At 48.8% G+C, this 26,515-nt stretch carries 20 protein-coding genes and 2 pseudogenes; all 22 read right to left on the bottom strand.

Features of this window, described 5'->3' with window-relative positions:
- Positions 1-338: 338 nt before the first annotated feature.
- The 22 genes and pseudogenes from buk (HY768_08180) to HY768_08075 all read right to left on the bottom strand — a co-directional run bounded on the left by buk (HY768_08180) (position 339) and on the right by HY768_08075 (position 26,276).
- Positions 339-1,409 (bottom strand): butyrate kinase, encoded by a 1,071-nt coding sequence (gene buk / locus HY768_08180; GenBank protein MBI4727181.1) that lies wholly within the window; start codon positions 1,407-1,409, stop codon positions 339-341.
- Between the two features lie 319 nt (positions 1,410-1,728).
- Positions 1,729-2,271: a carbonic anhydrase gene (locus tag HY768_08175; protein MBI4727180.1), complete on the bottom strand. Its 543-nt coding sequence runs from the start codon at positions 2,269-2,271 to the stop codon at positions 1,729-1,731.
- Between the two features lie 350 nt (positions 2,272-2,621).
- The gene (locus tag HY768_08170) at positions 2,622-2,846 is read right to left on the bottom strand and encodes a type II toxin-antitoxin system HicA family toxin (protein MBI4727179.1); all 225 of its coding nucleotides are present in this window, start codon (positions 2,844-2,846) and stop codon (positions 2,622-2,624) included.
- Positions 2,818-3,054 carry a type II toxin-antitoxin system HicB family antitoxin gene (locus tag HY768_08165; GenBank protein MBI4727178.1) on the bottom strand — a complete coding sequence of 79 codons (237 nt, stop codon included), beginning with the start codon at positions 3,052-3,054 and terminating at the stop codon, positions 2,818-2,820. Before HY768_08165 ends, HY768_08170 begins: the two co-directional genes overlap by 29 nt.
- Before the next feature lie 648 nt (positions 3,055-3,702).
- Positions 3,703-5,016: a butyrate kinase gene (gene buk / locus HY768_08160; protein ID MBI4727177.1), complete on the bottom strand. Its 1,314-nt coding sequence runs from the start codon at positions 5,014-5,016 to the stop codon at positions 3,703-3,705.
- 103 nt (positions 5,017-5,119) lie between these two features.
- Entirely contained in the window at positions 5,120-5,809 is a 690-nt protein-coding gene (locus HY768_08155) for a tetratricopeptide repeat protein (protein MBI4727176.1), read from the bottom strand.
- 74 nt (positions 5,810-5,883) lie between these two features.
- Positions 5,884-7,434: a glutamine-hydrolyzing GMP synthase gene (guaA, locus tag HY768_08150; GenBank protein ID MBI4727175.1), complete on the bottom strand. Its 1,551-nt coding sequence runs from the start codon at positions 7,432-7,434 to the stop codon at positions 5,884-5,886.
- A gap of 3 nt (positions 7,435-7,437) precedes the next feature.
- Positions 7,438-9,639, bottom strand: coding sequence for a HEAT repeat domain-containing protein (locus HY768_08145; protein ID MBI4727174.1), 2,202 nt, complete (start codon positions 9,637-9,639; stop codon positions 7,438-7,440).
- 192 nt (positions 9,640-9,831) lie between these two features.
- Entirely contained in the window at positions 9,832-11,406 is a 1,575-nt protein-coding gene (purH, locus tag HY768_08140; GenBank protein MBI4727173.1) for a bifunctional phosphoribosylaminoimidazolecarboxamide formyltransferase/IMP cyclohydrolase, read from the bottom strand.
- On the bottom strand, positions 11,406-11,717 hold the full coding sequence (locus HY768_08135) for a nucleotidyltransferase domain-containing protein (GenBank protein ID MBI4727172.1): 312 nt from the start codon (positions 11,715-11,717) through the stop codon (positions 11,406-11,408). The genes purH and HY768_08135 overlap by 1 nt, the downstream gene beginning before the upstream one ends.
- 236 nt (positions 11,718-11,953) lie before the next feature.
- Positions 11,954-12,247, bottom strand: a complete 294-nt coding sequence (locus tag HY768_08130; GenBank protein MBI4727171.1) for a hypothetical protein — start codon at positions 12,245-12,247, stop codon at positions 11,954-11,956.
- 37 nt (positions 12,248-12,284) lie between these two features.
- The gene (locus HY768_08125) at positions 12,285-12,776 is read right to left on the bottom strand and encodes an NAD(P)H-dependent oxidoreductase (GenBank protein MBI4727170.1); all 492 of its coding nucleotides are present in this window, start codon (positions 12,774-12,776) and stop codon (positions 12,285-12,287) included.
- Between the two features lie 40 nt (positions 12,777-12,816).
- The gene (locus HY768_08120; protein MBI4727169.1) at positions 12,817-14,052 is read right to left on the bottom strand and encodes an amidohydrolase family protein; all 1,236 of its coding nucleotides are present in this window, start codon (positions 14,050-14,052) and stop codon (positions 12,817-12,819) included.
- Positions 14,053-14,288: 236 nt separating this feature from the next.
- Positions 14,289-14,884, bottom strand: a pseudogene (locus HY768_08115) (MjaI family restriction endonuclease).
- Positions 14,881-16,142 (bottom strand): annotated as a pseudogene (locus HY768_08110) (thermonuclease family protein). The pseudogenes HY768_08115 and HY768_08110 overlap by 4 nt, the downstream one beginning before the upstream one ends.
- A gap of 44 nt (positions 16,143-16,186) precedes the next feature.
- Positions 16,187-18,655 carry a hypothetical protein gene (locus HY768_08105; GenBank protein MBI4727168.1) on the bottom strand — a complete coding sequence of 823 codons (2,469 nt, stop codon included), beginning with the start codon at positions 18,653-18,655 and terminating at the stop codon, positions 16,187-16,189.
- Positions 18,656-18,702: 47 nt separating this feature from the next.
- Complete coding sequence (locus HY768_08100; protein ID MBI4727167.1) at positions 18,703-19,914, bottom strand: 2,3-bisphosphoglycerate-independent phosphoglycerate mutase; 1,212 nt, start codon at positions 19,912-19,914, stop codon at positions 18,703-18,705.
- A 199-nt stretch (positions 19,915-20,113) separates the two neighbouring features.
- Positions 20,114-21,346 carry a DUF4338 domain-containing protein gene (locus HY768_08095; protein MBI4727166.1) on the bottom strand — a complete coding sequence of 411 codons (1,233 nt, stop codon included), beginning with the start codon at positions 21,344-21,346 and terminating at the stop codon, positions 20,114-20,116.
- A 1-nt stretch (position 21,347) separates the two neighbouring features.
- Positions 21,348-22,991: an ATP-binding protein gene (locus HY768_08090; protein ID MBI4727165.1), complete on the bottom strand. Its 1,644-nt coding sequence runs from the start codon at positions 22,989-22,991 to the stop codon at positions 21,348-21,350.
- A 3-nt stretch (positions 22,992-22,994) separates the two neighbouring features.
- A complete protein-coding gene (locus HY768_08085; GenBank protein MBI4727164.1) occupies positions 22,995-24,281 on the bottom strand; it encodes a DNA double-strand break repair nuclease NurA in 1,287 nt (428 codons plus the stop codon).
- Positions 24,282-24,546: 265 nt separating this feature from the next.
- Positions 24,547-25,413: a PHP domain-containing protein gene (locus HY768_08080; GenBank protein ID MBI4727163.1), complete on the bottom strand. Its 867-nt coding sequence runs from the start codon at positions 25,411-25,413 to the stop codon at positions 24,547-24,549.
- Between the two features lie 5 nt (positions 25,414-25,418).
- Positions 25,419-26,276, bottom strand: coding sequence for an AAA family ATPase (locus tag HY768_08075; GenBank protein ID MBI4727162.1), 858 nt, complete (start codon positions 26,274-26,276; stop codon positions 25,419-25,421).
- Between the last annotated feature and the right edge of the window lie 239 nt (positions 26,277-26,515).

The raw sequence follows: 26,515 nt of genomic DNA, 5'->3' as shown, positions 1-26,515 counted from the left end.
TTATAGTAGCCATAGTTATATAATACACTATGGCCGAATATTTGTCAAGTATTATTTTATAAGTAGCAATATATTATATTTATGCAGTAATATCAAGGCTTCTCAAGGACAGGGATTGACTGTCGTTATAGAATAACGAGTTTACTAAGTTATATAATACATTTAATAATACGTAACGCCTTTAGAAATATGAAGTTAGGCTTTCTTGCATTTCGTAACTAGGAAACTTGCGCTAGCATATAGACGTAGTATAACTTCATTTCTGGATTCCCACTCCCCGTTTTCACGAGGACAAGCTTCGTGGGAATGACCGGGGTGGGCTGTGCAGCGAATCAGCCCTAGGCGTACTCCCTGGCCTGCTCCTCCCCTTTGAGCATCCGGAACCCGGCCTCGGCCAGGGCGGTCATCTCGTCCTCGCCCGGGTAGACCCTGACCGGCGCCATCCATGACACCCTCTCGATGACCCAGTCCACGAACTGCTTGAAGTAGGCGAAGGAGCCGGTGAGCACGATGGCATCCACCGAGCCTTTCACCACCGTGGCCATCTCGCCGATGGTCTTGGCCACTTGGTAGGCCATGGCTTCCACGATCAGGGCCGTCTTGGCGTCGCCGGCCTTGAGCCGGTTCTCCATCTCCCGGCCGTCGTTGGTGCCCAGGTGGGAGACGCAGCCGCCCTGGCCGGCCAGCAGCTTCATGATCTCCTTCTGGGTGTATTTCCCTGAGAAGCACAGCTCGACCAAATCCCCGGTAGGCAGACCGCCGGCCCGCTCCGGAGCGAACGGCCCGTCGCCGTTGAGAGCGTTGTTGACGTCAGTCACCCAGCCCTGCTGGTGAATGCCCACCGAGATGCCGCCGCCCAGGTGGACCATTATGAGATTTAGCTGTTCGTAGGGTTTTCCCAGTTCCTGGGCCGCCCGCCGGGCTACCGCCTTCTGGTTGAGCGCGTGGAGGATGCTCCGGCGCGGGATCTCCGGCAGGCCCGAGTACCGGGCCAGCGGATTCATCTCGTCCACCACCACCGGGTCCACGATGTAGGCTTTGCAGCCGGCATCCCGGGCCACGTCGGCGGCGATCAGGCAGCCCAGATTGGAGGCGTGCTCGCCGTAGCGCGACTCCAGCACCGTGGCCTTCATCTCCTCGTTGACCTGGTATGTGCCCGAGGGGATGGGCTTGAACAGCCCTCCCCGCCCCACGATGGCATTCAGTTCTTCGACGTTGATGCCGGCCTTGCTTAAAGCGTCTTCGATCACCTTCTTGCGGAAATCATATTGGTCGGTGATCCGCTTGAAGGGCGGCAGCTCCTCGGCGGAATGGCGCAGGGTATCCTTGAAGACCGGTTTGCCATCCTCGTACACCGCTATCTTGGTGGAGGTGGAGCCGGGATTGATGGCCAGGACTTTGAAGGGCACTGGCGGTTCCTCCAGTTATTTTATCTGATCGTTAGTTAGTTATAATGGCGACGATGGCCTCAATTATCTGGCTGATCTTTTCATTCTTTAGGCGCCCTAACTCGGACAAGCCGAAACCAATTATTTTGTTAATATCTGAACCTGCATCACCAACGTCGCGGGTTTGCGGCTGCCCGCCGGCAGGGATTATTACCGCTGAACTTCCTGCGAAGCACTGAACTTCAAATTTACTGCTTTCCTGCCCTACGAAGCGCGTTACCCCTGTTTGAGGGTCGGCGCTGTCAGATGCATGCCCTTTCTTTGGGTTGTCGTTTGTTTTTCAATTTTCTTTTATGAAGTAAAGTTTGTTGTCATCAACCAAATAAATCATCGGAACAATTTGAATTTTAGGATATCGCAGCCGTAGTCGCTTTGTCTCGCTTAATATAAAGGCGGTCTCGTCGCCGATTTCAAACAGTGGCGCAAAGTGCCTAAAATGTTCTTCGGCTTCTTCTTTTTTCCAGCCCGCTATATCCACAAGTCCTTTTATAAATTCGTCTTTGCGTGAAATTAAATTGACCATTCCACAGTGGTTGTGTCCAATTAGCGCAATGTGTTTGATTTGTCCAACAGCAATAGCGTATGAAACTTTAAATTCACTGTATCGCAAGTTTGCTCCACCCGCCCGAATGATAAAAGCAAAGTTGTCGGGGATGTGTAAATGTTTTCTGTTGTCCATACACATTCCGATTAAAAGTTGTGCCTGGTCGTAAATATCAAGCGGTCGATTAAGATTGTGGTATTCCAAAAGTAGTCCGATTGGCGTCTGTCGGTATTCTGGAAGTATGTTGTCCGTTGATTGTATTGGTATAAGTTGGCTCATACTGTCGTATTGTCTTTAAAGGTTGCATGGCTAACATTCCCAGCATATACGGCGTCCCGACTTATCGGGATGTCCCGAAGGGCAAGGGCGTAAGCCCGTAGCGTATATGCTGTCTTATCTGCGGTTGGGGGTTCCCTTATTATTTTTCCATTCAATTAATTTGCTCAATCTATCTTTAATTGCTTTCTCTATCTTATCGACATTATCTGCATTAATGAACTACCCCGCAGCAAGCTGCGAGGTATCTATCGTGTAGATACCATCTGTATGAAAACCTGCGGTTTTCATACTTTCCCTTTGGGGTAACCCCGCAGCGAGCTTCGAGGAATTCTTTCGATTAAAAATATATTTTATAAAATTTCTTTTATTTCCTCGACGCTCAATCCCGCATCACGGAGAATACTGCGCAATGTGCCTTTGGCTATTTCACTACGGTTTGGAATAGTCAAACGTCTATGCGGCGGGTCAATATGCCTGAGTATAATGTGGCTTCCGGTTTGATGATCCACAATATAACCTATTCGCCGCAAAGCTTTGACCAGCTTTTTACCGGATACCAGCGGGAATACGGTCATATTTTACCTCTATTTGCTTTTCGATAAAAGGCTGCACCGGCAAAGGCTCGTTGTGCTTGGCATAACTTGCAATGTATCCCTTTATGGCGTCTTTAATGTTTGCAAAGGCTTCTTTTGTCGTCCGCCCTTGTGAATGGCAGCCGGGAAGACTGGGACAACTGGAAATATACCAGCCGTCTTCAAAAGTGATGATGATTTTTAATTTCATAAATATATCCTTAGTTTTACATGGTGGAGGCGGAGCCGGGGTTGATGGCCAGTATACGCCACATCAATGTATTTCTCCCGTTTTTTATACATTCAATGCTCGAAGCCATAAATTTTCACCCATGATCTGGTGTCGGTTTACGAAAAAAGATTCTTGCGTTTCAAGAAATAGATAATATTAGGTATCAACCAAGCTAACGACAATATAACCTTAAAAATAGCAACACCCAAATTGGGGGAAAAGATTATAATAAACCCTATAGCTTCTATTAATAACAAAACTATATTAACTATCCAGGCCCATAATTTGCGTTTTCGCAACCCTATCCCGCAATAAATATATAAAATAGCAAAAAGGATGCCCACTAAAATAGAAATTGATACCACCAGTTCAGTAGCATTGGTTAGAACTCTAGCTTGAAAGCCACGGAAAAAACTTAATACAGCCATTACTAATCATATAAATATTCGCCCAAAAACCAAGCCACTTGGTACCTTGGTCTTTCTTTGCTTGATTATCCATTTTTCTTCTTAGGTTTATTTGATATTATTAGATTCGATGACATCCAACTCTAGGCGATGGCACGGTTGGATATACTACATCTTTCATCCAGCAAGGCATTGAAGGCATCTTAGGGTAACATAAAAATCAATATTCCCTTGCTTTCTCCTCTCCTTTCAAGACCCGCAATGCCCCGGTCGCCAAGGCCGGCATCTCGTCCTCGCCCGGGAACACCAGGAACTTCGGCGCGATGAACGCCGCCCGTTCCCTGATCTGGTCGGTGATCGTCGCGTTGAACGCCGCGCCGCCCGTGATCACGATGGCGTCCACCCTGCCCTTGAGAACGGTCGCGCAGGCGCCGATCTCCTTGGCGATCTGGTAGCACATCGCGGATAGGACTTCTCGGGCCTGGGCGTCGCCCTTGGCCGCGCGTTCCACGGCCTCTTTAGCGCTGTTGGTGCCTAAATAAGCCATGAGGCCCCCGGCCCTGGTTAGTTTTTTTAGGATTTCGTCCTTGGTATATTTCCCTGAGAAGCACATCTTCACTAAATCGCCGCATGGCACTCCGCCAGCCCGTTCCGGCGAGAACGGCCCGCCCTCATTGGCGTTGTTGACGTCCACGAATTTTCCGTGATTCACCGGCGAAATGGAGATGCCGCCGCCCAGGTGCGCCACGATCAGGTTGACCTCGTCCAATTTTTTGTGAAGGTCCTGGCAGGCCTGCCGGGCTGCCATCCTCATATTCAATGCGTGAAGCAGGGATTTGCGCTCGATCCCGGCCAGCCCGGCGATCCGGGCCAGCGGGGTGAACTCGTCCACCGAGACCGCGTCCACGATGAAAGCCTGACAGGATGCGGCATCGGCAATCTCCCTGGCGATGAAGGCCCCCACGTTGGAGATGTGCTCGCCTCTCCTGGCTTCGCGCAGGTCGTTGAGCATGACTTCATTTATGACATAGGTGCCGGAGGAAATGGGCTTAAGCAGCCCGCCCCGGTCCACCACCGCCGCCAGCGTTTTCAGGTCTATTTTATTGCGGGCCAGGAAATCAAGGATCACGGCCTGACGCATGGGGTACTGGTCCACTATTTTGGCGTATTTCTCGATCTCGGCCTTGTCGTGCTCGATGGATTCGGAGACCAGCGGCTTCGATCCTTTATAGACCGCCACCTTGGTGGAAGTGGAGCCAGGGTTGAGCACCAGGATCAAAGGTTCTTTGGAAAGCGCCTTTGAAGCAATCGGTTTCTTGACCGCCTTGGCTTTGGTTACTTTTTTCTGGCTGGTTCTGGAATATTTGTTTTTTAATTTTTGCTTGGCTGGCTTGCGGGACCCCGCCTTTTTGATTTTCCCGGTCTGGGCCGGGCTTTTGGTTTTCTTCTTGACCGGCGGTTTGGAGGCTTTCCTTAAGACGGCCTTTTTTATCGTCTTCTTTTTTACGGCTTTTTTAACTTTAGGCACTTTCATGTTCCTTTAATATATTATCCCTTTGTGTCGGAGTTTACCCTGATGAATAGAAGGATGTCTTGGTGGCAAAAAGAGAATACCATAAACTCAGAACATTGAACCCTTAGCTGACTAATTTCTTAAACTCCGCGCTCTCCCACAGGGCCTGCAGTTCCTCGTCGGTCTTGGCCACCTCCTTGAGGTCGTCATCGGACTCGATGGCCTTGGCAATGGAATTGAGCGCCTCCTTGGCCTGGTTCTTCAGCAGGTGAACCTTGGCTTTTTCCAGCGAGACCTCGCCGTCGTCCGAATACAGCTCCAGAGCCTGGGCCATGGCCGCCAGCGACTCGTCGTACCTGCCCATGATCTTATAGGTCAGCCCCTTGCTGAACCAGGCGTCGTTATTGTCTGGCTTTATTTTCAGCGCCTGGTCAAAGTCTGCCAGGGCCTCGTCGTAGCGGCCCAGATCGCGCAGGGCCAGGCCCCGGTTATACCAGGCCTCCATGAAATCGGGGGCCAGTTTTATGGCCTGGTTCAGGGCCTGCAGGGCCTCCTCGTCACGGTCCAGCACCCCCAGCACAATGCCTTTGTTGCACCAGGCTTTGGCGTAATCCGGCTTGATGGCGATGGCGTTGTCGTAGGCCTGGATGGCGTCTTCAAACTGGTCGGTCCGGCTCAATATCCGGCCCCGGTAAAACCAGGCATCGGCGTTGTTGGGATCGGCCTCCAGCGCCTGGTTATAGTTGTTGAGGGCCTGATCCAGGTGCCCGTGCTTTTCCAGCTTTTGCCCCTGGTCTACAAAATCTTCGACCATACTATGCTCCTAAAATATGGACAATTTAAGAACCATCGTTCCGCCAGATTCGCGGTTTGAAAATATGCCGGGACTTATTCCCATTCGATGGTGGCCGGAGGCTTGGTGGAAATGTCGTATACCACCCGGTTGATGCCCCTGACCTCGTTTACTATCCGGCTGGAAACCTTGGCCAGCAGATCTTCCGGCAGCCTGGTCCATTCGGCGGTCATGAAGTCGGTGGTGTTGACGGCCCTCAGGGCCAGCACGTTCTGGTAGGTCCGTTCGTCGCCCATCACCCCCACCGCCTTTACCGGAAGCAGCACCGCTAGGGCCTGCGATATTTTGCCGTACCAATTGGCGGCCTTTATTTCATCGATAAATATCCTGTCGGCGGCCCTTAAGGTGTCGCAGCGCTCTTTGGTTACTTCGCCCAAAACCCTCACCGCCAGGCCCGGGCCGGGGAAGGGATGGCGCATCACCATGTCCCTGGGCAGGCCCAGCGACAACCCCAGCTGCCGAACCTCGTCCTTGAATAGCTCCCTTAAGGGCTCCACTAATTTAAGGTTCCGCATGTTTCGGGGAAGCCCGCCCACATTGTGGTGGCTCTTGATGGTGGCCGACGGCCCCTTGAAGGAAACCGATTCGATGACGTCGGGATAGATGGTGCCTTGGGCCAGGAAGCCAACTGAGCCTATTTTTTGGGCGGCCCCGGCGAAGACTTCGACGAACTCTTTTCCGATGATCTTCCGCTTCTGCTCGGGATCCTCCACTCCTTTGAGTTTTTGGTAGAACCTATTCGAAGCGTCCACCGTCATCAGGGGAATTTTGAATCGTTTCTTAAAGACCCGCTCCACCTCGGCCCGTTCGTTCAGTCTCAAAAGGCCGTTGTCTACGAAGATGCAGTGCAGATGTTTTCCCACCGCTCTGGAGATCAGCACCGCCGCCACCGAGGAATCCACTCCGCCGGAAATGCCCAGCACGATCTTGGAGTTCCCCGTTTTCTGCCGGATATCTTTTACTAATTGTTCTATGATGGAGTCCGTGGTCCAGTCGCCCTGGCAGCGGCAGACCTGGAACAAGAAGTTGGAGATGATCTTCCGGCCCTGGTCGGTGTGGTTGACCTCGGGATGGAACTGGAGACCGTATATTTTTCTGTCGGCATCGGCCATGGCCGCTACCCGGCAGTTGGCGGTGGAGGCGATGGGTACGAATCTGGACGGTAGCTTTTGGACGCTGTCCCCGTGGCTCATCCAAACCTGGCTCTGGGACGGCACCCCCTGAAACAATTTTGTGTTCTGCCTTCTGCCTTCTGCCTTCATATACAGCGTGGCCTGTCCGTATTCCCTCTCCCGGCTGCGGTGGATCTTGCCGCCCAGCAGCAAAGCCATCAGTTGCATGCCGTAACAGATGCCCAGAACAGGAAGGCCGGGACTGAATATTTCTTTGCTTATCCGGGGGGCATTCTTGTCGTAGACGCTGGACGGCCCGCCCGAGAGGATCAGACCCTGGGGATCGCCTGAAAGGATTTTTTTCGTTCCGGCAGTGCAGGAAACGATCTGGCAATAGACTTTTTGTTCGCGGACTTTGCGGGCGATCAACTGGGTGTACTGCGATCCAAAATCTATGACGTTGATGCTGTCCAAATTTTAAGCCCGTTTTTTCGGTTCTTGTTCTTTTATTTTTTTCAGGACCCCGGGCAGTACCGCTTGGGCGGTCTGGGCCATCTCGGCGTCCTTGTCCCTGGCGATTTTCATCAATACCGTGGCCGCGGTCCTGGTGCCCAATGCTCCCAGAGATATTATCGCCTGTTTTTTGATCTCGACCGGTTCTCCCCGTCCCAAAAGATCCCGCTTGTAATAAAGCTCCGTCAGCGCGTCCACCGAAGCTTCGGCGCCGGCCTTGCCGGCCAGCTCGATGGCCTGTTTTTTGACGTCGGTATCCTTGTCTCCCATGGCCCGGATCAGCCAGGCCTCGGACTGCTGGCCTCCGATTTTATAAAGGGCTTTCAGCCCTTCCAGCCGCACCCGGGGATCCTTGTCGTCCAGCAAAGCCCCCATCGGGCTCAGGGATTTCTCCGTTCCCATCAACGAAAGCAGCACGCACATGTTGCGCCGCACAAACCAGCGGTCATCGGCCAATGCTTTGATGGCCATCTCCTCCACTCCGGCCCCGATCTTGTTGAGGACATACATGCACTTGAAACGCATGTTGCTGTCTTCGCTCTCCTTCACCGCCTCCAGCAGGTAAGGCAGGGTCTTTTCCTTGATGCCGGCCAGGGCGCTGGCCGCGTCCTCTAGTATCGGGTCCTTCAAAAGGCCCAGTATCAGGGAGCGGATGGCCGCCTCGTCGCCGATCAGGGCCAGGATCCTTATCATGTCCTTGGCCACCGGCTTGTCGGTCATCAGCAGCATGATGTCCGAAATATCCTTGCTGATGCAGGTGACCAGGGCCTGGCGCTGCTTGCTCTTGAGCTCGTCGGCGATCAGTTGGATCATCTCGATGGCCCGCTGGTAGATCCGGGCGTCGCTCTCCTGGCGCAGCCTTGAGGTAATGCTGGTTATGACCTGCTCGGCCAGGTCAAAACGCTCGATGGCCAACAGGTCGTCCTCCAGCAGCATCATCCGTGAAAGGGCGCTTTCCCTGGCCCCGGCACCGGCGTCGCCCAGCAGTTTCAAAAATCCCTCCAGGGCCGGCTTGCAGTTCTCGTCGCGCCTTATTATCCAGCGCAGGGTTTTCACCTCGGCCTCCGAGGCCATCTCCGCTGCCGGTCGGGAAGAGAGGTCAGCCAGATATCTTTCCAACACCGGCTGGGTGGAGGATATCTGCCCGAAGACGAAGGCGCAATCCTCAACATTCAACCCGTAGTATTGCAACTTGGGCTGAACCAGCGGATACAAGGTCTGCTTGCGGACGTTATCTGCCGGAATTGAGGCCACCATGCCCCGCAGTTTTTCCGCCAGCACCACCGGGTCGTTATTGGTCTCCAGGGCCAGCGCCTCGGCTTTGTTGACGATCATTTTGGCCAGGTCCTCGTTGGAATACCTGGTCAGCAACTCCCGCACCACGTCGGACCATTCCGGGTTATCCAGCTTTACCTGGGCGACCATCTGGCTGCTGCGCTGATCCATGCTTCCGATCACATTGGCCATCATCGAAGCGTATTCCCCGCCTCCCTGGGCCTTGGCCATCAGGGCCAGCTGGTCCAGGTCACTGACCAATTTCTCCTGGCCTTCCGGGGTGTCGGCCATGGCCAGGACGCCCTTCAACAGCATCTCGGTCACCATGGATGGATCTCTCTTGAGCATGGCTACCACCTGACCCGGCAACATGCTTTCCATGCCGGCCCCGCTGCCTTCGCCGGATCCGGAACCGCTGCCTCCGGCGCCTGGTCCCGCCGTCCCGCTGGCACCCGAGCCGCCGTAAGAAATGCCGGAAGCAATGATATTGGAAATGCCCCTCAGGGCCAGGACCGCCGCCAGACCTCCCTTGGCTTTGACCTGCTCCACATCCATGGCCATGGTTTCAAAAAATCCCTGCAGTTGATCTTGGTCGACGCCTTGCTTGAAGGTCAGCTGGCCCACGCTGCGCTTGCCCAGTTCGGAAATGAAGTTGGCGAATACCTCCTTGCGGGAATCGGGCACCGGCTTGTCGTTTATTAATAAGATGTTGCCAGCCAGGCTGAAGCTCAAAGCATTGTCATCGCCCATAGCCTCTTTTATAAGCCGTAGGCTGGCCTCAAACAGTTTTTGGGAGGTGGGATGACTGGCCGGATACATCTTAAGATTGTGCAGGGAGCCGGTCAGCTGGCCCGCCAGCCGGGTCATCAGCATTGGAGGTATGTTGGCCATCTTATTTTCTCCGTATCTTCTTAATAAGGAATCCAGCCTGTCCGCCGACTTGTCCGCCGTAGTCCGCCTAAGCGGACGTAGGAGGAAGTGGGACGAAGGCGGGGAAATCCCTGAAAAAATTAGTCCTTCCAAGTGAAGTCAGGAACAGCCAAACCATGACTTCATTGCTTCATGGTTTCCTTATGAAAAAATTTAGTGCCGGAAATGCCGGATGCCTGTCAGCAGCATGGCCAGTCCCAGTTCGCCGGCCTTTTTGATGACATCCTCGTCCTTGACCGAACCCCCGGGCTGGATGATGGCGGCAATGCCGCCCGCCGCAGCTTCTTTGATGTTGTCGGCGAAGGGAAAGAACCCGTCCGAAGCCAGCGCCGCTCCTTTGCCCCTTTCCCCGGCCTGCTGCAGGGCCAGCCGCACCGAGGCCAGCCGGTTGGGCTGGCCGGCCCCCATGCCAATCAGTTGTTTGTCTTTTACGATGGCGATGGCGTTGGACTTGACGTGCTTTACGACCTTGAAAGCAAACTTCAGGTCTTCCATCGGCCCTGGCGCCGGCGCGTTCTTGGTGACCTGTTTGAACTTTGTTTCATCAATAGACATCTGGTCGCGCTGCTGGACCAGCCAGCCTCCGGCCGCCGAACGCCAGGCAAGGTCTGGACCAGACGCCCCGGACATTTTTACCAACCGCACGTTCTGCCCCCAGCCCTTGCGCAAAGCAAATATTTCCTTGACCCCGTCCCCGAACTCCGGCGCCGCGATCGCTTCGTAAAAACTGTTGGGTCCGGTGATCTCCTCGGCCGTTTTCTTGTCCAGCGGCCGGTTGACCGCAATGATCCCGCCGAAGCGGGAGATGGGCGAGGGAGGCAGTTCCCCGTCCCGGGCCAGCAGATAGGCTGCTTTTAGATTATCGGCGCAGGCGCAGCCGCAGGGGTTGGTGTGTTTGACGATCACGCAACAGGGTTCGGAGAACTCGGAGACCAGTTCCCAGGCCGCCGCCATGTCCAAAATGTTGTTATAGGATATTTCCTTGCCGTGGATCTGCTCAAAAGCCGGCTCCGTTCCAACGGGAAGATAGAATCCGGCCGGCTGGTGGGGATTCTCGCCGTAGCGCAGGGGCAGTGATTTTTTGAGATTGAGGGAAATGTTTTCCGGTAATTCTTGTTGGGGCAATTCATGAATTGTCCCTGCAGGCCCGTTGATAAAATAATTATTGATGGCCGCGTCGTAGCCGACGGTCAAGGCAAAGGCCTTTTGGGCCAGCTCCCTCTTGGTCTCACAAGAGACCTGTCCCGAGGATTCCAGTTCCGAGATGACGGCCTGGTATTGACCCGGATCAGTTACCACCGCCACGTCTTTGTGATTCTTGGCCGCGGCCCTGATCAGCGAAGGCCCGCCGATGTCTATGTTCTCGATGGCCTCCTCGTCGGTGACATTGGGCTTGGCCACGGTGGCCTCAAAGGGATAGAGGTTGACGACCACCAGATCCACCGGAAGGATGTCGTGTTCCTTAAGCTTGGCCAGGTGGTCGGGCACATCCCGGCGGGCCAGGATCCCGGCGTGGATCCGGGGATGCAAAGTTTTGACCCTCCCGTCCAGCATTTCGGGAAATCCGGTGACCTCGGCCACATCGGTGACTGTCAGGCCCTGCTCTCTTAGATATTTGGCGGTCCCGCCGCTGGAGACGATCTCATACCCGGCGGTGGAAAGTTTCTTGGCGAATTCGGCGATGCCGGTCTTATCGTAGACGCTGATGATGGCGCGTTTGGTGGTCATTATGCGACTTTTATTCCTGTTTTAAGTATTTCTTTTATGAACGGATCTTTTCTTAAAAAGTCGGACTTTTTAAAGGGATGCACTTCCAGTGAAGCGCCGAATTTAAGGATCAAGGGATTTAGTTTTTTACGGTCGGCGAACCCAAACCCGCTGAAGTCAGGTGAAACTATGGCCAGATCTATATCGCTGTGTTTTAAGTCCTTTCCGTTGATCGAAGAACCAAAAAGGTAAGCAGCATCTATCTTGATTACGGTCTTAGCCTCTTTGGTAAAATTGGTTGCCAAATCAATTATATCTGTTTTAACAGCCATTTATAAAACTCCCTTATGAATATGCCCTTGGTTTAGGAACTATGCTCCGGAGAACCTTTGGAACTCATCCCCTCTATCCCCTTCTCTTGGATAAATGCGGACCGACATGGGGTAAGAGAAGGGGAAGCAAAGGGGTTGAGTTATAGGTTCTCTAACGTACATATATTTCTTTCCCTCGGCGATGCCGGTCTTGTCGTAGACGCTTATAAGTGCGCGTTTGGTTTTCATGGTTTTGATCAAAAATTATTTTCTTGAAGTTTCAGGCTGATGCGTTTGTTTTTTTCAGACATTGTTTTCATCAGGAATTCGTTGATCTTTTCCAGCATTTCCATCCTTTGGCCGTAACTCAGCTTTTGGGCACGTTTCAAGTCGTCGAGATTGTAATAATCGTCATCTTTGTTTATTTTGTGGCTCCCTTTGCCGCCATTGAACGTAAAGCCAAATTTTTCCACCTGCCGGCAAAGCTTTTCAAAGCGCAAATTGTTAAGGTTCCGGCAGAGTTCCTCGTAGATTTCCCTTTTGTTTGCCATTCCATCCCTATTTATCAGGTGTCAACGGGTTCAGGTTTTAGGCTTTCAGTTTTCCGGCCAACAGGGCCGTCCGCTTGCCCAGATCTTCCCCGAACTTGATGGCCTTGGCATCCGGCGCGCCCACGCAGGCCGCCCCGAAGTGCTTCTCGCTGGACCGGCCCTGCACCACCATCCCGTGGATCAGCATTGCCGTGAGAATGGACAACAGCGTGGTCTCGGCCCCGGTGGCGGTGCTGCCGGCGGTGGTGAAGGCCGCGCCCGCTTTGCCTGCCAGCTTCCCGTGTATCTTGAAAGTGCTGTCCAGCAGCCCTTTCAACCTGGCAGTCATCAGCCCGTAGTAGGCTGGCGAGCCTATGATAATTCCGTCGGCGGCCAGCATATCCGGCAGCTTGACCTTGTCTGCTTTCTTGACGACGATCCTGGCGCCCTCTACCTGCTCGGCGCCTTGGGCCACGGCCTTGGCCAGCTTCTCGGTGTTGCCGGTATAGGAATCGTAGATTATCAGGATATTCGTTTTATTCGTCGCCATTATTGTTGGGACAATTCATGAATTGCCCTTACGATGGTATTTATTTCTGTTTCCTGATGACCTTGCCCTCGGCCATCACCAGCCGCGGGAAGGCCGCCAGGTGCAAAGGATCCTTGTCCCAGACCACCAGGCTGGCCAGTTTGCCCGGCTCCACTGACCCCAGCCGGTCCTCTATTCCCAGAATCTTGGCGTTCTTGTAGGTGATCATCCCGATGGCCTCCTCCTCCTTCATCCCGTGGATCAAAAAATATTTCAGGCTGTCGCGCAGGGCCGGGGTCATGATCACCGGATGGTCGGTCATCAGTCCGTAAAAGGCTTTTGACTTCATCAGCAGTTCGGCGTTGCGGTAGCGCTCGTTGCGCAGTTCCACCTTGTAGGGCAGACTGCCCAGCGGCCCGTAAACGATGGGAATGTTCTGGTCGGCCAGCTGGTCGAAGATCTCCTTGTGGTGGACGTCGCCCAGGTGATCGGCGGTAACCGTCAGCTTGTATTTCTTGACCAGATCAATCAGGTACAGCACGTCGTCCTCTTTGTGGACGTGGACCTTGGCGGTCTTCTTGTCCAGCAGCAGCTCCAGCAGGGCCTTCTCCTCGGTGTCAAACTCCAGCACATATTCCTGCTCTGTCATCTGCTTTTGCTCCTCGATGTCCCGGGAGTTCAGCTTGCTGTCCTTGTCCCGCACTTTCTGGTCCAGCTCCTTCAGCTTGCGCTGCCGGGCCAGGTCGGCCTTCTGCTTCTTGGCCAGCGCCAGGTCGAATTTCTTCTCCAGCATGCTGTAGATTCCCATCCGGGTGTTGGGGCGCAGCCCCTTCCAGTCGCCGGTGGATCGGGGATTGTAGCCCAGAGCCATCTTGAAGCCGTATTCCTTGAGCAGGGCCTGGCCCCGGTTGGCCGCGAAATTTTTGATGATCATGGCCCGCCCGCCCACCAGGTTGCCCGAACCCGGCACGATGCAGCTGTAGAGCACTCCGAAGTCCACTGCCTCGGCGAAGGCCGGGTCGTCGAAGTAAACGCTGTCCAGGGGATCATTGTTGGCCAGGAACTGGTCGGTGATATCGTTGCCCTCTGCCTCCGAGCCCGGCTCGCCGGCCCGGTGCATGCCCAGGTGCGAATGAGCGTCGATGAAGGCCGGAGTGACAATGCCCTCGGCATCAGCCTTGGTCTTTTTGCCGGAGACCTCGGTGATCTTGTCTCCTTCCACTGCCAGGTAAACGTTGTTGCGCGTGTGCTGGCCGTTGTACAGGGTGGTGGCGTGGATGATGATCGGCTTGGCCATGGTATTATCTTTCTGAGAATTTTTAGTTGTGACTTTCGTTTTTTTTTGCGTTAGCAGGTGGAGCCCCACGGGCAAAGCCCGTGGTTCCTTTCCATAGGTTACCCCGCCAGTGGCGGGGTTATCCGCCTTGAGTAATCAGCGACATCCGCCGTAGCATCTACCTGATGCGCATTCATCCACGGGCATAGCCCGTGGTCTTCTGCGAAGGCGGATAAAAGAAATGAATATTACGCTCGTCACTCAAATAATTCCTTATAGTCAATCAATAACCCGTCTTTCTTTTTCTCGTAGTAGATGATTCTGGCTTCGATTTTTTCTTGCAGTGCTTTCTTGGAAGCATATGACATTGGTTTTATGCTGACCGGAATATTGCCAATATACCCATCAATATTTTTCGATTCTTCTGCAGGCCTTGCCAAACGATATTTTTGCCCCTTTAGTTCGGCACCTTTTCTTATAATCGCTTCTTGAAATTTCAACCCTATGAAAGTTTTAATTACAACTAAATCCTTTACCCAGTTTTCAATCATCGTCCTATCGATTTTAGAGATCACATCCTTTAAGAGTTTTTCATCATCTCGGATATTTTTTTCGTAGCCTTTTGAATAGCCTCCGGGTGCTTTTCTAAATACCATTCTTCCCATTCGCCTATTTTTGTTCCCGGGAATTGTTTTATCAACTCATTCATTTGGCCCACAACCTTAGGCCGTGTGCCTTGTGCGTTTTGATTTGCCAAATTAATAATAGCCGTGGAATATTTTGGAAATTGATAGGCTTCAACATCAAGGAGTTTCTTGATTTCAGAATTTTTGATTTTGACGGTTGTCTTCATTCATTTACCCTGTGTTGGCTTAGTTCTTTAAATTTATTCATATATCTATGAACAATTTTGTGGTCCGGCTTCACAAAACCATGTTTAAGTAAATGCGTGTTAATAAATGTTTTATTTTTTAAATACACATAAGCCATCAAATGATTGTTGCTATCATATTTTTGCTGATCATATTTTAAAAATACTTGTTTACCCTGTGTTTTACCTACCAAGAATTCGCTGGCTTTACCGTTTTTGCTGGGATCTTCCTTGATACCAAGCAAGCGGATAATCAGTCCGTTACCCAATTTCATCAATTCTGGGCTAATTATCTCTTTTACAGTGTAATAATCTTCGCGTTTACTTTCAGTCCCGTCTATCTTTGAACCGTATTTCAGATTTTTAGGATCAATTTTTTTATCAAATTTTATATGGTCCTTAAAAATATAAGGCAGTTCTTTGATTTCCCTGTTGAAGTCCCTGCGAAATTTGTCTTGTTTGACAATTTCAAACTTTGCAGGTTTGAGTTTATCCTGCTGGTTAAAACTTGTTCTTTCTTTTATGGCCGGAAGAAAGGAGCTATTGATTTCATATCCTATGCTGTTCCTATTAAGATTTTTAGCCGCCAGCATGGTCATGCCGCTGCCCAAGAATGGGTCAAGCACCGTCTCCCCGGCAAAGCTGAACATTTTAATTAAACGCTTTGGCAATTCATCAGGAAACATGGCCAAATGCTTGTCCTGTTTTTCACCGGCAAAATTCCAATGGCCTGTAAAATACCTGTTCCATTCCTCAGTTGTTATTTCTGATTTATGTTTGGCCTCTATTGTCGGTTTTGGCGCTTGTCCGTACTTCACTTCTTAAAGAGTAAAATAAATTCGTAATCCAATTTCACTATGCCATTCCGAGGATAGGGAAAAGACCCCATAATGCTGGCCCCGCCGGTAGTGTTGCAAGTCGTTACTTTTTGCCAGATGATAGCCCCCATGTAGTCAAAGCCTATTGTTTCACAGAATTTAATGATCTCGGTGCGGATGGGTATTATCTTATAACGGCCATAATAGACAGAACGGGCGAATTGGTCGCCAATGTTAATGCAAAGACGGCAACCATCGTGCAATACCCGATGGCTTTCTTTCCATACGAGGTTCAAATTGTTAATGTATTCCTCGTAGCTGTGGTCGTAGCCTATTTGATTTTTATGCCCATAGTCTTTTAATTGCCAATAGGGCGGAGAAGTGACGACCAAATGAACGGATTGGTCTTTCACTTCCTGCATGCAGCGGGAATCGCCGATGATTATTTTGTGGTTAGTTAACATGTTTATACTTGTTCAGTCTCTTCTTCAAAATTCATCTCTGTCTGTTTTTCCTTGGGCTGAGCCTCCCGGGGCATCTTTAACAAGCCTTCCAACGCCTCCAAATCGGGTTTGTCCTTTTTTCTGTTTTGCTCAAAATATTTTTTAAGTTCGCCGTAAAATATAAACTTCCAATTGAACTTTTTAATATTTTCACCCAACAGAGGCTCTTTTAGTTTGCGGTGCAGCAAACCCTCCCGCTCCTCGGGTATTACAATTATTCTTTTAATATTACGCCCCTGGATATTGGCTCCGCGCACAATGGCTTCGGTAATAGCCGTGCTGTTCTCCACTTCAAACTCATACTGTACCCGGCCCCTGTCATGCCAGATTACATCTATTTGTTTGACCCTTTCCGCATTTTGGGTAAACCGCCACAAGTGCGGCTTATTGACGATAAGGGTTGATAATTTCGTTTTTCCATACGCCTCGCCCTGTTCCCGTTGTCCAATCCAAACATCGTATTTGGCTTTTTCGCCCAGCCGGGCCAGATAATAAATCATCTCGGAATGTTCCGACTCGCGTACTCTAACAGAAGGCTTCAGCATCCAATTCCCATCCTTGCTGGGAGTGGCATATTCCTCAAGCAAAGCCCGGACATTCTGGGTCTCGGGCGTCAAGGCATTGGGGAATTCGATGAATATTGCCTGCAAAATATCATCAAACGAAACTTTTACATTGTGATATAAAACTTCAATGATTTTCCGCTCCACCCGGTCGCTTAACGTAGGCTGGTTGAAAGTGGAAACTTCAATGTTTTTAAGCCACCATTTTTGTCCGATTGTTTTACCCTTGTCGTCTTTTACGGGCACCAGCTCAAATTCCTGTCCTATGTGATCTTTAAGCACTTGATCAATGTTTTTTGCGCCGACCGGCACATTGCGCCCGCCCTGCAGATCGGCCATTATGCCGTTAAGTATGTGCTGGTATATCGTTGGCTCAGACCTTTCATAAAGAATCCGGCGCGCGCTGTCCACCACATCCATCTCGTAAGTATTCATATCAATTTCTTTTTCGGTCTGAAGCGAGTCCTTTTCGGGCTTTTGGAAACGGATGTAATAATCGCCCACCGCCGAGCCGTAAGGCTGCAAAAGCCCTTTGGCGGATGGCCTGGCCGGAGGCTGGTAGATGATCTTCTCCAAATCAAATCCCACCATCACCACCGCCTTGATGATGGAGTTCCATACGGCGATGTCTGTGCTGTGAAAAGTAACCGTCATGTATTTACCGGGCTTCAAAACCTGGTAAATTTCCTTGAAAGACTTCCGAAGCATTTTGTGGTAATACGCAAAATCTTTCTGCTGATTTTTATTGACGGTTATCTCATCGCCGTAATCAAGTTCGTATCTCAGCCACGAAGCCCACAAAGTGCTGAGCTCAAAATACTGGATAGCCCCGCCGTAGGGCGGGTCGGTGAATACGTAATCCACCGAGTTTTTGGGCAGTGCTTCGGTAAGCTGGAGCGCGTTGTGCTTCTTTAAAAATATATTTGCGTCATCTTCAAGCTCGCCGAATTTTTTGGCTTCTTTAAATAATTGTATCTTTTTGTTTGAGTCTTTTTTTCCGGAAATAATACCTTGCGGGCCATTGATCGCACTGTCAAAAAGTTGCCATACATTTGTTTCCATAAAAATTGGTGGGACCCAAAAACTATGCATTGCCCAAAATGAACTCATTTGTCTGGTGGGTCGTACCGGGGTTAACTTGCTTGCCAAATGAGACAAAGAGGTAAAAGCAAGCTTAAATACATTTTGAATCTTTTTATCTTCTATTTTTGAAAGGCTGTTAAAAATTATAGATAATGCAATAAGATTGCGTCGCGTAAATAAATCAATTATTGTTTCGCTTTTTTCTTTTTTAAGAAATGCATTGCCATTATAATAGAGTTTATTTTTAGGATACCAAAATGGTATCTTCATTCTTTCTATTTTTTTATTCAACGTAATATCTTCATCGTCTGCTTTCTTTTCCGCCTTTCTATTGCATTTTTGACAATTGTAAAATATTTTTAATGGTATTGTACCCTTCCAGTGTGTGCATATAATTTCCGAGTAATCGCCGCATTTTTTACATTTCGTTTTATACAGCGCTTCGACTTCTTTTTTGCACTTTTTTGTTATATCCTTATAGATTTCGTCTACTTTATTTATGTCCACTGGCGTCGCCGTCATCCGGGTAATAAAATTAGCCATCGGATTCAAGTCAAAGCCGACTGCCTTGCGGCCAAGCTTAATGGCTTCGATGGGCGTTGGCCCGCTGCCGCAAAACGGGTCCAGCACCACCTCGCCGGGCTTGGTGTAGTTTTTTATATACTCCGAAACCACGTTATGCGGCTTGCGGGCCCAGTATTTATGAATCAAATACATGGGGGTGTGGGGCCGGGCCACCATCGCAAAATCAATATTCTTAAATTGCCGTTTTATTTCTTTACTCATTTCTGTGCTTAGTATAGTTTTTTAGAAACAAAGATTACTCCACCTACTCACGCCCCGAACTTGTCCAGCTTCAGCGCATTGGCCAGCATCAGCGGCATGGCTTCCACAGATGGGAATGTGCCCAAGCTTCCCTGGGCGCAGTTCTGTTCGCTGAAAGCGATGAACCCCTCCGGCCGGACATAGGGCGAAAAAAGCAGGAAGGGATTGGGGTGCCAGCTGTGTCCCTTCAGCCGGGCGGGAGTGGAGTGATCGCCGGTGATCACCAGCACATCCGGATTGAGCTTGGTCACCAGGGGCAGGGCCGCATCCAGCTCTTCTATCACCTTGACCTTGGCCGCAAAGTTCCCGTCCTCGCCGTAGCTGTCGGTCTTTTTGACGTGAATATAGAAGAAATCGAACTTGTCGTAGTTCTTATCCAGCACCTTGAACTCCTCTTCGGTGGAAGGCCCGGTCTCCAGCCCGGTCATGCCCACTAATTTGGCCAGCCCCTTGTACATGGGATAGGCGGCGATGGCCGCGGCCTTGATTCCGAAGCGGTCGTACATCGAGGGAATGTCCGGGTGCTTGGCGAAGCCCCGCAAAAGAATGGTGTTGGCCGGGCGTTCGTTTTTTAAGACTTCATTGGCCATGGCCACGAACTTGTCCACGAGGTGGGCGGTGGCCTGGCCCTCGGCCCGCAGGTAACGGGAACGGTAGGCCTTCAGTCCCTCGTGCTGGGGATCGGTGTCGGCCAGGTCGCCGCAGAGGTTGGGGCCCCGGAACAGCGCCACAAAGCGGTGCTCCTTGCCGTGGCGGATGATCACCTCCACGTTGTCTATCTTTTTGATGGCCGCCTGCAACTTAGCGCACAGCTCTATGTTCTTCTCGGTGGGGATCCGCCCGGCCCGGCGGTCGGTGATGATGCCGTCGGGATTGACCGAGGCAAAATTGGCCCGGGCCGCCACATCGCGCGGGGTCATCTCCAGCCCTATACCTAATGCCTCCAGCACACCCCGGCCGATCTGGTATTTCAAGGGATCGTAGCCGAACAGGGCCAGGTGGGCCGGGCCCGAGCCCGGGGTGATCCCTAAAGAGACCGGCACGGTCTGACCCAGGCAGGACCTGGCGGCCAGCGCGTCCATATTTGGCTTGACGGCCACCTCCAACTCGGTCCGGCCGCCTTCTTCCATGGGCAGGCCGCCCAGGCCGTCGGCCACTATCAGGACGATCTTTTTATCGTTGGGAACCAGCAGCGGTTTCAGCAATTCATCGCTCAGCATAAGAACCTCCATCAGTTAAAATCAGGTTAGAGATTGGAACGGGACCTTCTCGAAAACCTTACGGGGGAATTTGACAGGAGCGCCTTCGCTGATTTATTCGCCATAGCAGCCCCTGCATACTTTCTTGGACAACCCGGCTGCGACGGCTGAAAGTAGGCTCATCCATAGCCCCCTTTCATATGTGCAGACTAGGGCGCGCTTAAATTGTAAAGTCGTCCGCCTTAAAACCCATAATATTTATAAGAACCTCAATATTTCGTTTTCTATTTTCAAGCCACCTTTCTTTCCAGTAGTTTACGAGTTCGTCCTTTGTGTAATTATAGTAAAGTGGTCTTTTGTTTTCTCCGTTGAAAAATTCTTTCCAATTTTTTGCCAATGGAACAAAATAGATGTTCCGTTTGAAAGAATGCTTTAATAGCAAATCGGGGTCAAAGCCCAACATTTCGCCCGCTGCATGAATTACTCTCATTGTCCAACTGGGACCATCGCCAAATTTATTTGTAACAAAAATCTTTTTTGATTTCAGATACTCTTGCATTTTCTCAATTGTCTCTTCTGAGAGATGTAATGTTCCGAATCCTTTTGTTTCTCCGATTGGTTTGTAGAGAAGTTTATCATTGTATTTTAAGCGATTGTATTGAGAGCTTTTCCCATATAAACTTGTCGTAAAGATCCCTACAAGTTGGTTTGCTTCACGCTTGTTAATCAAAGTAATTTTATCTTTGTATTTTTTTCTGTAAATCTCTCGCACTTCTTTTGAAGCTAAAATGTAAGAAATGAGTTTACCCCCCAGCAAGTAGTTGTATGGTGGTACTGCTCCAATAACATAAGCATCCATTGCGTAAATAAGATTCTTTGTCCTGGTGGAAACATTCCAACCGATGAACTCATCTCTTGCAGGGATATGAATTATCGGACTCCCTAACGCTGCAATACCAATTACCGGTTTATTCGGCAATGCTCTGTCTCTAATAATCAACTTGATTCTTCTGCCAACATATTCGCTGTATGGCGAAGACCAGTAATAACGAAATATTCTGAATAAGGCGTGTTGTTTTTCTGTTTCGCAAACTTCAATGACAGGGTCTATTGCAGAATGTAATGCCTCATGTCCATTTGCCATATTTTTTTTTGCCAAACCAATATGTTTGTCAATCCAAATTTTGTTTTTTGAAATTATCTCACCCCGCTTGATTGACATTGCATCTTTAATGATGTCTTTATCGTAGCTTTCAGGTGGGATTATAGATATAAATGGATTTTTCTTTGTGGGTAGTTTAACTTCCCAATTTAATTTTGCCATATCTCTTACAATAAGCCAAAAAACTTGTTGGTTAATGGGCTTGTTCTGAATATTGATTTCAACAAGATCCTTTTTTTTAAAGGACGAAACTTTTATGGGAATATCTAATGCTAATGCTAATGCTTGCATATTACGCTAATTCCAATTGTGAATCTTCATAAACCTTTTTGTGAACTAATTTTTCAAACTCTACAACCCTTACTGGAAGAGCAAAAGATTGATTTGCTGAAACCATATAAAGATTCCCAGTGATTGTTTCCGTTTGAATGAATTTAGCAATGACACCGTCATAGTTAATGTTTGATTTTACTAATGCTCTTATGTCATCAGAATTTCCCATATAAAAAGTGAAAAAGTTCTCCGCTTGCGTTCTGATTTCTTCGGAAATGGCAGAAGGTCTTTGTGTTATCGCAATTAAACCAAGTCCAAATTTTCTTCCTTCTTTTGCCACTCTCACAAAGGGATTTGCATTGCTTTTTACAAATTCCTCTGATAAAACATTTTGAGCTTCCTCAACACAGAGAACTGTATTTATTAATGCATCTTGTTTGTCAGCAGTGAAATTGGCTTTGTTTGCATCAAAAAGTTTTCTCGCAATCATTGTAGAAATAATACTTGCTTCTGCATTATCTTTTAATGATAAATCAATAATTACTGTTTTGCCTTGCTTTAAATACTCAAAAACATCTTCTATTAATGTTGATGAGTTTAAATGTAATCCTTTACTTTCATCAACTAAATAAGCAAGGCGCTTTCTTATCGCTGCAACAGTATTTCTAGCGCTTGCTTCCGCCGATTTTGTTGTGCCCCAAAAATCAGGAAACTGTTTATGTAGTTTTGCAGGGTCATTTACATACTCGGTAATATTAGAAATGAAATCTTCAACTTGGTTATCTTCCAAATACAATAAAAAAGATTTCATTACTTCTGAAAATCCAGTACTGAAATTCAGAATATCTCCTATGGTTAAATGCTTGTGCATATTTATTCTTACTAAACCGCCTTCAATAAATCTTTCATCATATTTTTTTGGCAACTTCTTATCTGAATAAACTACTAAATTCTCTTTAATCTTTTTTTCGTTGATGTCGCCAAGTCCGTATGTTTTCTGTCCTTTTAAAAAATATTCTCCGTTCAAATCAAAAATCAGTTTGCCGTAACTTGTGTCGGCAATCATATTGTAAATAAGGGCTTTCATTAAATTGGTTTTACCGAAGCCCGATTGTGCAAAAATCATTGTTCTTTTTTCTCTCAATTTATTAATGTCAAAGAGAATAGAATTTTTGTCCAACTGAATATCATTACCAATACAAAGTTTGCCAATTTCAACCCCAGCTTCATTTGCTCTATTCAAAATATTGTCAAACTCTCTCGGTGTAAGATGTCTGGCGTGATAAGAAACAACAGGAAGTTTTCTAACTGCTGTTGTAAAATCTTTTCCATCGGAAGTATATGCACCTAAGATTTTTACTTTGTATGTATAGCTGAACATTTTTTGCTTATCTCTTTCGGATAATTCCCTTTCAGCTATTCTTGCATAATGCACAGCTATCAAGGTTTTATCTTGTGAGCGAAAAATTGGGTCTGAATCGTAAATTTCCGCTTCAACTCGCGCTAAAAATTTTCTACCGTCTTCATCTCGCGGCGTCAATACGATAAAGTCACCTGTTTGCGGACTTGCCTTGCTGTCCTCGTAAGAGGAATAAATCAGCAGCGCATCTTCTGTTGTTTTTTGTCCGTAAAGGACGCCAAAATCATGCCTTTCGTTTGCCATTTTTTAAAACCTTTCGTGAATATCAAGAAATAAATTTTCTATGTCCACATTATCCATCCGCTGTTCTTTGTAAAGTGCATGCTTTACTCGTTTAATTATTTCGTCCTTGAAATTATTTTTCAAAGTAACGAAGTTGTGGGCTTCCACAAGTGGAAAAGGATAACCTAAAATGTAATGTTCTTGCGTTAATCGCGTCAGTTCAAAAAAGATGTGCTTAATAGTTTCAATCGCTCTTTTCTTATCATTGTTTTCAATTCCATGAAACACATCAAATATGTTTAAGTCAGCTACAACCCAATCGTAATTTTGAAGTTTCTCAACATAGTCGAGTCGCGCTACAAAGAAAATTCCGAACCCTCTTCCTCCTGTCAAACTCTTTTTTGCAAACATACTTGTCTTTGTTACCGATTGAATTTTCCCCGTTTGAACATCTTTTCTTTGTCCTGCTTCGGGATAAGCTGTAATTAAAATGTTATCGGAAACTTCAAGCCAACAACATAACTTTTGCCATCTTGGATTTTTTGTTTTGAACGGATACTTCGGTTTGTAATCGTCTTGTAAATAACTATCAATCTTTTTGAAAGTAGAAGATAGTTCAAGTTTGATTGGTGAGTTTTTTGTAATTGCTACTATGTAAACTCCTTTTTGCCTGATGTGCTTTGAAAGTTTGACTAAATATTCTTGTTTGATATTGTTGGAACGTAACGTTCCATCACGCAAAATGAAATCACCTTTCTGAACGATTGGTAAATTTGAAATTTCATAAACCAAAGCCCACTCTAATGTTTCTTGGCAGAAACTCAAAAGTTTTACAAGCGATGAACAAATAAGGTCTTTGCCGAAACCAAAAACTTTTGTTTCATCTTCTCCGAAAAACTCCAACATTTTTTTCACTGGCTCTAAAGCCATTAACTCGTCATAAATCGCATCTTTGTGTTCGTCATTTGTTATTAAAATGTTTTCAGGATAATAACCTTTTCCCAAAATAATAGGGTCAGTCAAATCGTTTAACCGGACTTGTTTTCCTTCACGATAGCAAATATAACCTGCCGTGTAAATACCGATAGATAGACCATTGTAAAACTCTTGGCTGTTGTAGCTGCCGTCAATGGCAAAAAAATTCACTTTTGAATTGTCAATTTGATCAAAGGGTATTATCTCAAAGTAATGCGGTGTTTCAGTTTCTCCATCAATTGTGATAATAGGAATTATTGACGGTCTACTATTCCGTTCATTGATGTGTTTCGCGACAACTTCAATGGCCCTATCTGGAATTTCTTTTTGGTTCATCTGTTAAATGGAATACTTATTAATGGGGGTCACTAAATTGTATTTATTATAACCGCTCATAAGGATGCCACGGATACCAAGCCGGGTAATCCCGGACTTCTGCGTTATCAAAGCATTGAGCGGGCTGCATTGTCATTAGTTATTCGCCTGCGTAAATAGGATGCAACATATATTGACATCATTAATAATCATGTTACTCCTGTCTAGTCCTGAAAAATAGATATACACCTTATTTTTCCTAACCCGGAAATGCTAATCCGGTCCTTTACTCCCCTTCTTCGTTCATCCGCTTGCGGGTGGCCACGTCGTTGACCCGGGTCTTCATCTTTTCCACCACCTCGTAGGAAACCCTAAGGTTGTATTTGAGGGAATCCAGGTCCTGATCCCCATGGGAATCCGAACCGCCCGAGACCAGCATCCCCTTTTTATCGGCCAGCTCCAGATAATGCTTGACTTGGGCCGAGCTGTGCTTGCTGTGCCAGACCTCCAGCCCGTCCAGGCCCCAGGCCGCGAACCGGTCAATCAGCTCGTCGTGGTTCTCTATGCCGGGATGGGCGAAAAAGCACAGACCCCGCACATAATGGATCAGTTCAAAGGCCTCCTGAGGCGACATAAAATTTTTTGGAACATAGGCCGGCGCCCCATAGGCCAGGTAGCGGCTGAAAGCCTCGTCGGTGGAGCCCACGTATCCTTCGTCCAGTAGAGCCCGGGCCACATGGGGCCGGCCCACCGAGCCGCTGTCTGCTATCTCCAGCACATGCTTGATGTCGATCCGCACCCCGACCGTCCCCAGTTTCTGCACGATCTTCTGGGCCCGTTCTATCCGGGCCTGTTTGAAACGCAACACTTCCTTCTGAAAATCCGGGTCTAGATAATCTATGAAATAACCCAGGATGTGGATCTCGGTTTCGTTTATGGATGTGGACAACTCCACCCCTGGTATCACTTCTATTCCCAGCTTGGCGCCCAAGACGGCGGCCGGTTTTATGGATTCCCAGGCATCGTGGTCGGTGACGGCGATGGCCTTAAGCCCCCGGGACGAGGCGCGCCGGATCAGGGACTCCGGAGTGAAGGTTCCATCGGAAGCGACGGTGTGCAGATGCAGATCGACGTAAGATTGATTGTTGGCCATACGGCTTAAAAGACAGGAGTCTTGGTTTTGGTGTCGGCGCCGCTGGCCTCGCTTTTCAGACCTAGGTCGGCCACTACTGTTTCTATCAGGGTCTCATCCACTATTTTGACGCCGGACATGGCCGCCTCCAGCAGGGCGTTGTCGCAGATGGTATTTATCAGCCGGGGCTTGCCGTCTGAGTAGAAGTGGATGAACTCGTAGGCCGAGTCGGTGAACAGTTCCCGGGTGCAGCCCACCACCGAAAGCCGGTACTGGATGTAGCCCCGGGTGGATTCCGAGGTTAAAGGCTCCAGCTTGTGCTTGACCGCGATCCGTTCCCTTAAAGGCGGGTCCAGGGCCAGGCACTGCTCCAGGTCCGGCAGCCCGAACAGCAGGAAGGTGATCAGCATGCTGCCGTTGACCTCCATATTCAAAAGGCCCCGCATCTCCTCCATGATCTCCTTGTTCTTGAGCATGTTGGCTTCGTCGATGATCACCACCGCCTTGCGGCCGTCATTGTAAATCTTCATCAGCTGTTCGTAAAGCTGCCCCACCAGCGTGGCCTTGGAATCGGCCGGTTTTTCCACTCCCATCTGCAGGGCGATCTTGCTGATCAACCATCCCGGCGTGACCTCGGAATGCACAATCACCAGCAGGGCGGTCTCGTACTGGTCGTCCGGCAGGATCTCCAGTAACCGGCGGGAAACGGTGGTTTTACCGGTACCGATATCGCCCAATACCACCGCCAGTCCCTTCATCATCTCCGCCGCATGGTTAAGCTTAAGGATGGCACGGGAATGCTGGGGGCTGTCGTAGTAAAAACGGTTGTCGGGAGCGTTGGAAAACGGCTGGTCCTTCAGGCCAAAGATTTGCTTGTAGTCCATTTATATTAACTCCTTGATAATTAACCTAATATAGATTTTAAGTTTAACCTATATTTTGATATTTTGCAAGATTAAAATTGAGGATGTGCAATATATATTTCCTAAAATCCCGTGAAAATTATAACTATGTCAACGATGGTAACCGTATCTGGAATGCTTTGAAAATCATATTTTGCTTTTTTGATATTTCCGTAAGCAGGCTGGTGCCGGAATCAAGATCAATCCGTTTGAGCTTTTTC

The organism is candidate division TA06 bacterium (assembly GCA_016208585.1).
In the GTDB taxonomy this organism is placed as follows: Bacteria; Edwardsbacteria; AC1; order AC1; family EtOH8; genus UBA5202.
The sequence above is the reverse complement of the archived record's forward strand: the minus strand, read 5'-3'. Positions and strand labels throughout refer to the sequence as shown.

Coding starts and splice junctions, on each gene's coding strand:
- HY768_08175 (MBI4727180.1), bottom strand. CDS start 2,271: ATGAGCCAACTTATACCAATACAATCAACGGACAACATACTTCCAGAA.
- HY768_08170 (MBI4727179.1), bottom strand. CDS start 2,846: ATGACCGTATTCCCGCTGGTATCCGGTAAAAAGCTGGTCAAAGCTTTG.
- HY768_08165 (MBI4727178.1), bottom strand. CDS start 3,054: ATGAAATTAAAAATCATCATCACTTTTGAAGACGGCTGGTATATTTCC.
- buk (MBI4727177.1), bottom strand. CDS start 5,016: ATGAAAGTGCCTAAAGTTAAAAAAGCCGTAAAAAAGAAGACGATAAAA.
- HY768_08155 (MBI4727176.1), bottom strand. CDS start 5,809: ATGGTCGAAGATTTTGTAGACCAGGGGCAAAAGCTGGAAAAGCACGGG.
- HY768_08145 (MBI4727174.1), bottom strand. CDS start 9,639: ATGGCCAACATACCTCCAATGCTGATGACCCGGCTGGCGGGCCAGCTG.
- purH (MBI4727173.1), bottom strand. CDS start 11,406: ATGACCACCAAACGCGCCATCATCAGCGTCTACGATAAGACCGGCATC.
- HY768_08135 (MBI4727172.1), bottom strand. CDS start 11,717: ATGGCTGTTAAAACAGATATAATTGATTTGGCAACCAATTTTACCAAA.
- HY768_08130 (MBI4727171.1), bottom strand. CDS start 12,247: ATGGCAAACAAAAGGGAAATCTACGAGGAACTCTGCCGGAACCTTAAC.
- HY768_08125 (MBI4727170.1), bottom strand. CDS start 12,776: ATGGCGACGAATAAAACGAATATCCTGATAATCTACGATTCCTATACC.
- HY768_08120 (MBI4727169.1), bottom strand. CDS start 14,052: ATGGCCAAGCCGATCATCATCCACGCCACCACCCTGTACAACGGCCAG.
- HY768_08105 (MBI4727168.1), bottom strand. CDS start 18,655: ATGAGTAAAGAAATAAAACGGCAATTTAAGAATATTGATTTTGCGATG.
- HY768_08100 (MBI4727167.1), bottom strand. CDS start 19,914: ATGCTGAGCGATGAATTGCTGAAACCGCTGCTGGTTCCCAACGATAAA.
- HY768_08095 (MBI4727166.1), bottom strand. CDS start 21,346: ATGCAAGCATTAGCATTAGCATTAGATATTCCCATAAAAGTTTCGTCC.
- HY768_08090 (MBI4727165.1), bottom strand. CDS start 22,991: ATGGCAAACGAAAGGCATGATTTTGGCGTCCTTTACGGACAAAAAACA.
- HY768_08085 (MBI4727164.1), bottom strand. CDS start 24,281: ATGAACCAAAAAGAAATTCCAGATAGGGCCATTGAAGTTGTCGCGAAA.
- HY768_08080 (MBI4727163.1), bottom strand. CDS start 25,413: ATGGCCAACAATCAATCTTACGTCGATCTGCATCTGCACACCGTCGCT.
- HY768_08075 (MBI4727162.1), bottom strand. CDS start 26,276: ATGGACTACAAGCAAATCTTTGGCCTGAAGGACCAGCCGTTTTCCAAC.